Below are 8,039 nucleotides of genomic sequence, written 5' to 3'. Positions count from 1 at the left end.
GCGGTGTCTGGTCCGTGGCCGCGTAGTGGATGCGCAGCTTGTGTCCGGCGAGCACCGCCCGCCTGACCTCGACCATCGCGCTTTCGGGTACGTCCTCGGTGACGAGGCGGCGCGAGAGCAGATCGCTCTCCGGGTCGACGAGAAACCGCCGTGCCGCGTCGCTCGTGACGGCCCGGTGCCTTTCGGGCAGCGCGTCGACCACCTTCCGCATCGCGGCGGCGAGCGCCGATCCGAGGCCGAACACCTGCTCGCCGCGTCCCGATCCGGCGGTCAGCAGCGCGAGGGCCTCGTCGTGATTCAGTCCGGTGAGCTCGGTGCGGAAACCGGGCAGCAGCGCGAACCCGCCGTGCCTGCCGCGTTCGGCGTAGACCGGGACGCCGGACGCGGACAGGGCTTCGATGTCACGCAGCACGGTGCGGGTGGACACTCCCAGCTCGCCGGCCAGGGTGTCGGCCGTCAGACGACCGCGCTGGCGCAGCAGCAAAACCAGGGAGACCAGCCGGTCGGCACGCATGCCAAAACCCTAGAGGAATACATGACTGAGGGTGTCGTGATTTGTTGGGAGGCTCGTTCCCGCGACGTCAGGGATGGCGGCAGGCGTGCCGACCGACGTCCCTGTCCCCAACGAATCCAATGGAGTTGAAGTGGCGATGGAACGTACGGCGGTCAACCCGGTCACGTGGTCGACGGAGTTGGGATTCAACCAGGGCGAGGTCGTCTCCGGGCACACGAGGACCCTTTACATCTCCGGGCAGACCGCGATGGACGGTGACGGCAAGCCGCAGCACGACGGCGACATGGCGGCGCAGCTGGCGCTGAGCATCGACAACCTGGAGGCCGTGCTCGGCGAGGCCGGCATGTCCCTCGCGAGCCTGGTCCGGCTCAACGTCTACACGACCGACGTCGATCTGCTCTTCCAGCACTACGGCTTGCTGGCGGCGCGTCTGGGAGCTGCCGGGGTGGCGCCGGCCTCCACGATGCTCGGAGTGACCCGCCTGGCGATCCCGGGCCAGCTGGTCGAGCTGGAGGGGACCGCCGTCGCGTGACGTGACCTCGCTGCGTCTGCTGCTCGCGCCGGTGCGTCCGGCACGGGCAGCTCCGCGCGGTGCGGGAGCGTACGGGGGCGGGCGCGCGGCCGGGCCTGGCGTGCAGGAAGATTGCCGGCGCCGAACGCCTTGGTTCCAGGGCGTCAGACAGTAGACGGGATGTCGTGTGTCCGAACCATCCGACCGATCCGAAGCATGCGAACCGTCCGGAGAGGGTGTCGCGTCCACGCCCATGACCGCCGAGGAGATCGAGGCCGCCCACGTGGTCGCGCCGCCCAAGCTCGGCGGCCAGGTCACGCTGCGGGAGTACGACCCGCGGTGGCCCGCGGTCTTCGAACATGAGGCCGCCCGCATGCGTGAGCGGCTCGGCCACATCGACCACCGGATCGAGCACGTCGGCTCCACATCCGTACCGGACCTGCCCGCCAAGCCGGTCATCGACATACTCCTGACCGTTCCCGACTCCGGCGACGAGGCATGCTACGTACCGGCCTTGGAGGGCCTTGGGTTCACGCTCGTCATCCGCGAGCCCGAATGGTACGAGCATCGCGTGCTGCGCAAGTACGACCTCGACCCGAGTGCTGAATCGGCCAACCTGCATGTACTGCCCGAGGGCTGCCAGGAAGTCGTCCGCATGCTGCGCTTCCGCGACCGGCTGCGCACGGACAGCGGCGACCGCGAGCTCTACGCCGACGCCAAGCGGACGCTGTCCCGCCAGTCCTGGGAGTACATGCAGAACTACGCCGACGCCAAGTCCGGGGTCGTTGCAGCGATCCTGGGACGGGCAATGGCGGGCGACGGCTCGGGGCCGGACGCATAGGCGGGCCGGCAGGGATGCGTGACCTCGCGCTGGGCGGGCCGGGGATTGACAGCCGTCGCCGCGTGGTCATAGCTTGCGGCGCACTGTTATGAATCCTTTCAGTGCGATGGCTCGGTCGTACTGTCCCGGTTCGCGCCGGCCGAGAGGGGTCATCGCTCGTGCAACGGGTCTGTTTCCTGCTGAAGGTCCGTCAGGACCGGCTGGGGGAGTACCGGCAGCGCCACGAACACGTCTGGGCGGAGATGCGCGAGGCGCTCTCCGCCGCCGGCTGGCACAACTACTCGCTGTTCCTGCGCGAGGACGGCCTGCTCGTCGGGTACCTGGAGACCCCGGACTTCGCCGCCGCGCAGGAGGCCATGGCGCGTACCGATGTCAACGCGCGTTGGCAGGCGGACATGGCCGGCTTCTTCGAGGAGCTGGACGGGCGCGGCCCCGACGAGGCGATGCGGCCGCTCACCGAGGTCTTCCACCTCGCCTGACCGGCCCCGCCTGCGCGGCTGCGATCCCCGCAGTGATGTCATGGAGACCGCGGCTGCGACCCGGGCCGGAGCCAGACGGACGGCTCCCGCCACCCCACCCGTCGCTGCCGTGTCACACCCCAGGGAGAGTCATGATCTTCATTACCGCCAAGTTCCGCGTCCTGCCCGAGTACGCCGACGCCTGGCCGGACATCACCCGCGAGTTCACCCTGGCGACCCGCGCCGAGCCGGGATGCCTCTGGTTCGACTGGTCCCGCAGTGTCGAGGACCCCACGGAGTACGTGCTCGTCGAGGCCTTCCGTGATGACGAGGCAGGCTCGGCGCACGTCACCTCCGAGCACTTCACCAAGGCGCGGGGCACCCTGCCGCCCCATCTCGTGCAGACCCCGGAGATCGTCAACGCGTCGATTCCGCAGGAGGGCTGGTCCCTGCTCGGAGAGATGGAAGTTCCCGAACGGGGCTGAGCGCCACGCCCGCCGGACGGGCGGAGGCCGTGATTGCCCGCCGGGGGCGGCCTCTGCCACCAGCCCGGATGCCGCGCACGGCCCGGCCCGGCTGGGCTCGGACGAGACGGGCGGCCAGGCGGATGTGCCGCCCGGCAGCCGCACGGGCCCAGCGGGACAGGCGGTTGACGACCGGCCGCCCGTGAGTATGGGCGCAGGCCGCCGACGGCGGAACGGCGATCACGGGGCACCGGGTGTGGCGAAGGGCACCGGAGGCGACCGAGCCGCGCAGTGGGCCGGTCGCACGGCCGTGACCGCGGGCGCCCACGACAAGGGCGAGCGCCTGCGCGGACTCCCGGGCGAGCACCCGCGCCGGATGGCCGCGGAGCACCGCGTGGTGCACGTCCACGCCGGGGTGGGTCACCCGCCAGCCCGCCACCATGTCCGACAGCAGGCGTCGGCACTCCCGCAGGGTCGCCCGTTCGTCCAGGACGCCCAGGGGCGGCGGGCGCCACACGTACAACACCAGCAGCCCGGCACCGTGACGGGCGGCTTCCTCGAAGGCGTGGTGGACGGCGGCCGCGCAGTGGCGGCGGCCGTCCCAGCCGACATCGACGCCCACGACGAAGAAGGGCGTGCGGTGGCTGCTGGTGTCGTGGTCGCGCGTGGCGTCACCCCCCCCGTACAGGCCCGGCCGGGATGCCGTGCGGCCGGGATCCGGAGCACTGCACACCGTAGGGCGGGCGGCGGAGCCCGGCCAGGCTGCTTCTCGGTCAACCAGTACGGTCTGCGCGGTCAGCCGGTCCAGGTCCAGTCGGCGACCTCGGGCAGATCGGTGCCGTGGGCGCGGATCCAGTCGTGGTGACGGGCACGGGCGTCGGCCATGTCCTGGCGGACGGAGGCGGCGCACACGGCGAGACCGGGCACGCGGTCGATGACGTCCATCACGAGGCGGTAGCGGTCCAGGTCGTTGCGCACGACCATGTCGAACGGCGTGGTCGTGGTGCCCGCCTCCTTGTAGCCGCGTACGTGCAGATTGCGGTGCCCGGTACGGCGGTAGGCCAGGCGGTGCACCAGCCAGGGGTAGCCGTGGTAGGCGAAGATCACCGGTTTGTCGGCGGTGAACAGGGCGTCGCACTCGGGGGCGGTCATGCCGTGCGGGTGCTCCTCGTGCGGGAGCAGCCGTGTCATGTCCACCACGTTCACGACCCGGACGGCGAGGTCGGGCACGTGGCGGCGCAACAGCTGCGCCGCGGCGAGGACTTCCTGCGCGGGGACGTCGCCCGCGCAGGCCAGGACCACATCCGGCTCGCGCCCGCCGTTCTCCGATCCGGCCCACTCCCAGATGCCCGCGCCGCGCGCGCAGTGCAGGCGGGCCTCGTCCAGCGACAGCCAGTCGAAGCACGGCTGCTTCCCGGCGACGACGACGTTGACGTAATCGCGGCTGTGCAGGACGTGTTCGGCCACGCAGAGCAGGGTGTTGGCGTCCGGTGGCAGGTAGACGCGGACGACCTCGGGGCTCTTGTTGAGCACGTGGTCCACGAAGCCGGGGTCCTGGTGGGAGAAGCCGTTGTTGTCCTGGCGCCAGACGTGCGAGGTGAGCAGGTAGTTGAGGGAGGGCACCGGCGCGCGCCACGGCAGCCGGCGTGCGGTCCTGAGCCATTTGATGTGCTGGTTGACCATCGAGTCGACGATGTGGACGAACGCTTCGTAGCTGGAGAACAGGCCGTGGCGGCCGGTGAGGGTGTAGCCCTCAAGCCAGCCCTGGCACAGGTGCTCGGAGAGCACCTCCGTGACCCGCCCGCTCCCGGTGAGGTGTTCGTCGGCGGAATGGATCTGTCCCTGCCAGGCCTTGCCGGTGACGTCGTAGAGCGCACCCAGGCGGTTGGATGCGGTCTCGTCGGGACCCACGACCCGGAAGTCGCGGCGCTCGGAGGTGTCCGCCATGATCCGGGCGAGCAGGCCGCCCAGTACCCGCGTGGGCTCGTGCAGGGTCGAGCCGGGCTTGTCGACGGGGACGGCGAAGTGTTCCAGCGGTTCCACGGGCAGATCACGGGTGAGCAGGCCGCCGTTGGTGCGTGGATTGGACCCCAGGCGGCGCTTTGCCCCGGGGACGCAGTCGAGGACTTCGGCCGTGGGGCGACCGTGCGCGTCGAAGAGCTCGTGGGGCCGGTAGGAGCGCAGCCATGTCTCCAACTGCGCCAGGTGTCCGGGATTCTCGCGCACCTCGGCGAGCGGTACCTGGTGGGAGCGCCAGGTGCCTTCGACGGGCAGGCCGTCCACGGTGATGGGTCCCGTCCAGCCCTTGGGCGTACGCAGCACGATCACCGGCCAGCGGGCGCGGCCGCGCGCGCCGCCGGTGTGGGCGGTGTGCTGGATGGCGGTGATGCGGTCAAGGGCCTGGTCCAGGGCCTTGGCCATCGCGTGGTGGACCTTGTGCGGGTCGTCGCCGCTGACGTGCAGCGGTTCGTGTCCGTAGCCCTTGAGCAGGGCGTCGAGTTCGGCCTCGGGGATGCGGGAGAGCACCGTCGGGTTGGCGATCTTGTAGCCGTTGAGGTGGAGGACCGGCAGCACCGCGCCGTCGTGTACCGGGTCGAGGAACTTGTTGGAGTGCCAGGAGGCCGCCAGCGGTCCCGTCTCCGCCTCGCCGTCGCCGATCACGCAGGCGACGAGCAGGCCGGGGTTGTCGAAGGCGGCTCCATAGGCGTGCGCGAGGCAGTAGCCGAGCTCGCCGCCCTCGTGGATGGAGCCGGGCGTCTCGGGAGCCACGTGGCTGGGCACGCCGCCGGGGAAGGAGAACTGCCGGAACAGCTTCGCCATGCCCTCCGCGTCCCGTGTGACGTCCGGGTAGGTCTCGCTGTACGAACCCTCCAGCCAGGAGTTGGCCAGCACGGCCGGACCGCCGTGGCCGGGGCCCCACACGCACAGCGCGTCCAGGTCGCGCTCCTTGATGACACGGTTGAGGTGCGTGTGTACGAGGTTGAGGCCGGGTGAGGTGCCCCAGTGGCCCAGGAGGCGCGGCTTGATGTGCTCGGGCCGCAGCGGCTCTGCCAGCAGCGGGTTGCTCATCAGGTAGATCTGGCCCACGGCCAGGTAGTTCGCGGCGCGCCAGTGGGCGTCCAGGGTTGCCAGTCGGGCGGGTGCCACGGTGCCTCCAGCCTCTCGGGGGTCGGGGGTGCGTCTTGGTCTGTCGGGGGTGGGCCCCGGCGTTCGGTGTCCGGTCAGGTGTGCGGGACGACGGCCACCGGGCAGGCCGCATGGTGCAGCACCGCATGGTTGACCGGGCCGAGCTGCATGCCGACGTGGCCCTTCCTGCGGCGGGCGCCGACCACCAGGAGATCCGCGGTGCGCGACGCGTGCAGCAGCACGGTGCGCGCGTGGCCTTCGACGATCTCGTGGCGGACCCTGACGCCGGGATGGGCCGCGGTCGCCTCCCGCACGGCCTCGTCGACCTGAGCCGCGGCCCGCTGCTGGTGCTCGTCGCCGACCGTCGTGGGGAAGTCGGGAAGTTCGCGGGCCGGGCAGCGCCAGGCGTGGACGACCGTCACGGACGAGGCGAGTGACTGCGCCTCACGGAAGGCGAACTGCACGGCAGCGGAAGCCTCTTCGGGGTCGCCGACAGCGACGGCGATGGTCCGGCAGCAGCCCTCCCGGTTCTCCTCGCGACCGCGTACGACGATCACCGGCGACGTGGCGTGCGCGGCCACGGACAGGCCGACCGAGCCCAGCAGCAGTTCGGTCAGCTCGCCGCGCCCCCGGCTGCCGACCACGACGGCGCCGGCTTCCGCGCTGAGCCGCACCAGTGCCAGGGCCGGGTCTTCGGAGAGAACCTCGGCCGTCGCCTTCACCGAGTCCGTGCGGCGCAGCGCACGTTCGACCGCCGACGCCGCGATGCGGTCCGAAAGGTCCTGTACGGACGACCGGTTGATGCCGAAGGACGGTTCATGCCCCTCGTACCACTCCCACCTCGACGCATGGACGACACGCAGCGGCACACCGTGCACCGCGGCCTCGTCCGCGGCCCAGTCCAGTGCGCGCAGGCTCGGCTCCGAGCCGTCGACGCCGACGATCAGGGGCTTGTCCACGATGACACCACCTTCCAGCGGCCTCCCGGCAGGGGCCTCGCTGTGCACCGTTCCACCGCAAAGGCAGGGCGGGGGAGGGGCGAACCGGCCCCGGCAGGGGACAATCGGCCCCTGCCGGGGCCTCCGCCCGCACCGGGGCAGAGCGGGCAACAGCCCTGCGCATGGGGCCGATACGCCGGTATAGGGCCGACCGGCCCCCGGCCGCACCCGGCCAGCCCCTGGGACGTCGCTCCTGAACGCGCCGATCCTCGAAGGGCCAACCTGCCGCTGGAGGTCCGAGATGACACAGGACGAGCGAAGCCGTGCTCCGGTCCATGCCCTGCTCGCCGACGGGACGACCACCTGCATCCGGGCCGTCCGGCCCGACGATCACGCACAACTCCGGGCCCTCTACGAGGAGATGTCGCCGCAGAATCTGCGCCTGCGGTTCTTCGCCGCAAGCGGCCGGTCCGCCGTTCAGGCCGCGGACCGCGCCTGCGCCGCTGCCCGCCCCGGGTACTGCGCGCTGCTCGCCGAGATCCGGGGGCAGATCATCGGCCTTGCCGAGTACGAGCGGACCGAGGAGCCCGCGACCGCCGAGATCTCGCTCGCCGTGGCCGAGGGACTGCACCACCGGGGGATCGGCACCCTGCTCCTGGAACACCTGGTATCCGCCGCCCGCGCGGAAGGCATCAGCGCGTTCGCGGCCGACGCGCTCGCCGAGAACCACGAGATCCTCAAGGTCTTCGCCGACCTCGGCCTGCACACCGCCCGCCGCTTCGAAGGCCCCGAACTGCGCTGCCGCATCCGCCTGGACGAGGACGAGACCTACCTGACGGCGGTCGAGGCACGCGGCAGCGCCGCCGACGTGGCCAGCCTCCAACCGCTGCTGCGGCCCGACTCGGTCGCCGTGGTCGGAGCGGGCCGCCGGGCCGGCTCCGTCGGACGCGCCGTGCTGCGCAATCTGCGCACCGGAGGCTTCACCCGGCAGCTCTTCGCCGTCAACCCGAGCGTGTCCTCGCTGATGAGCGTGCCGGCCTACCCCTCGGTCGCCGCGCTGCCGCAGGCCCCCGACCTGGCGGTCCTCGCGGTACCCGCACCGGCCCTGGCCGCCACGGCCGAGGAGTGCGGCAAGGCGGGCGTACGCGCCCTGGTGGTCGTCACGGCCGGCCTGGACGGCGCACAGG

General features: G+C 71.6%; 9 protein-coding genes. 5 read left to right on the top strand and 4 right to left on the bottom strand.

Features of this window, described 5'->3' with window-relative positions; genetic code table 11:
- A partial coding sequence (locus ACQKIP_RS33090; RefSeq protein ID WP_427745001.1) for a helix-turn-helix transcriptional regulator occupies positions 1-514 on the bottom strand: 514 nt, incomplete at its 3' end.
- A gap of 136 nt (positions 515-650) precedes the next feature.
- On the opposite strand from ACQKIP_RS33090, the gene ACQKIP_RS33085 reads away from it, so the two are divergent.
- The 4 genes from ACQKIP_RS33085 (at position 651) to ACQKIP_RS33070 (ending at position 2,809) form a co-directional block, all read left to right on the top strand.
- Positions 651-1,046, top strand: a complete 396-nt coding sequence (locus ACQKIP_RS33085) for a RidA family protein (RefSeq protein ID WP_365857086.1) — start codon at positions 651-653, stop codon at positions 1,044-1,046.
- Positions 1,047-1,278: 232 nt separating this feature from the next.
- Positions 1,279-1,866 (top strand): GrpB family protein, encoded by a 588-nt coding sequence (locus ACQKIP_RS33080; protein ID WP_365856257.1) that lies wholly within the window; start codon positions 1,279-1,281, stop codon positions 1,864-1,866.
- Positions 1,867-2,024: 158 nt separating this feature from the next.
- Positions 2,025-2,345 (top strand): L-rhamnose mutarotase, encoded by a 321-nt coding sequence (locus ACQKIP_RS33075; protein WP_365856259.1) that lies wholly within the window; start codon positions 2,025-2,027, stop codon positions 2,343-2,345.
- Positions 2,346-2,476: 131 nt separating this feature from the next.
- Positions 2,477-2,809, top strand: a complete 333-nt coding sequence (locus ACQKIP_RS33070) for a putative quinol monooxygenase (RefSeq protein WP_365856261.1) — start codon at positions 2,477-2,479, stop codon at positions 2,807-2,809.
- Here the strand turns inward: ACQKIP_RS33070 and ACQKIP_RS33065 are convergent.
- The 3 genes from ACQKIP_RS33065 to ACQKIP_RS33055 form a co-directional block, all read right to left on the bottom strand.
- Entirely contained in the window at positions 2,742-3,521 is a 780-nt protein-coding gene (locus ACQKIP_RS33065) for a universal stress protein (RefSeq protein WP_365856263.1), read from the bottom strand. The two genes, ACQKIP_RS33070 and ACQKIP_RS33065, sit on opposite strands and share 68 nt — an antisense overlap.
- A gap of 62 nt (positions 3,522-3,583) precedes the next feature.
- A complete protein-coding gene (locus ACQKIP_RS33060; protein ID WP_365856265.1) occupies positions 3,584-5,935 on the bottom strand; it encodes a phosphoketolase family protein in 2,352 nt (783 codons plus the stop codon).
- A gap of 74 nt (positions 5,936-6,009) precedes the next feature.
- Entirely contained in the window at positions 6,010-6,873 is an 864-nt protein-coding gene (locus ACQKIP_RS33055) for a universal stress protein (protein WP_365856267.1), read from the bottom strand.
- 280 nt (positions 6,874-7,153) lie between these two features.
- Between ACQKIP_RS33055 and ACQKIP_RS33050 the strand changes: the two genes are divergently transcribed.
- Positions 7,154-8,039: GNAT family N-acetyltransferase (locus ACQKIP_RS33050; protein ID WP_427745000.1), on the top strand; the 886-nt coding region annotated here is incomplete at its 3' end.

It is taken from the genome of Streptomyces sp. NPDC059900, from assembly GCF_050270335.1.
Classification (GTDB): domain Bacteria; phylum Actinomycetota; class Actinomycetes; order Streptomycetales; family Streptomycetaceae; genus Streptomyces.
This window is presented reverse-complemented; position numbering and strand designations above follow the sequence as displayed.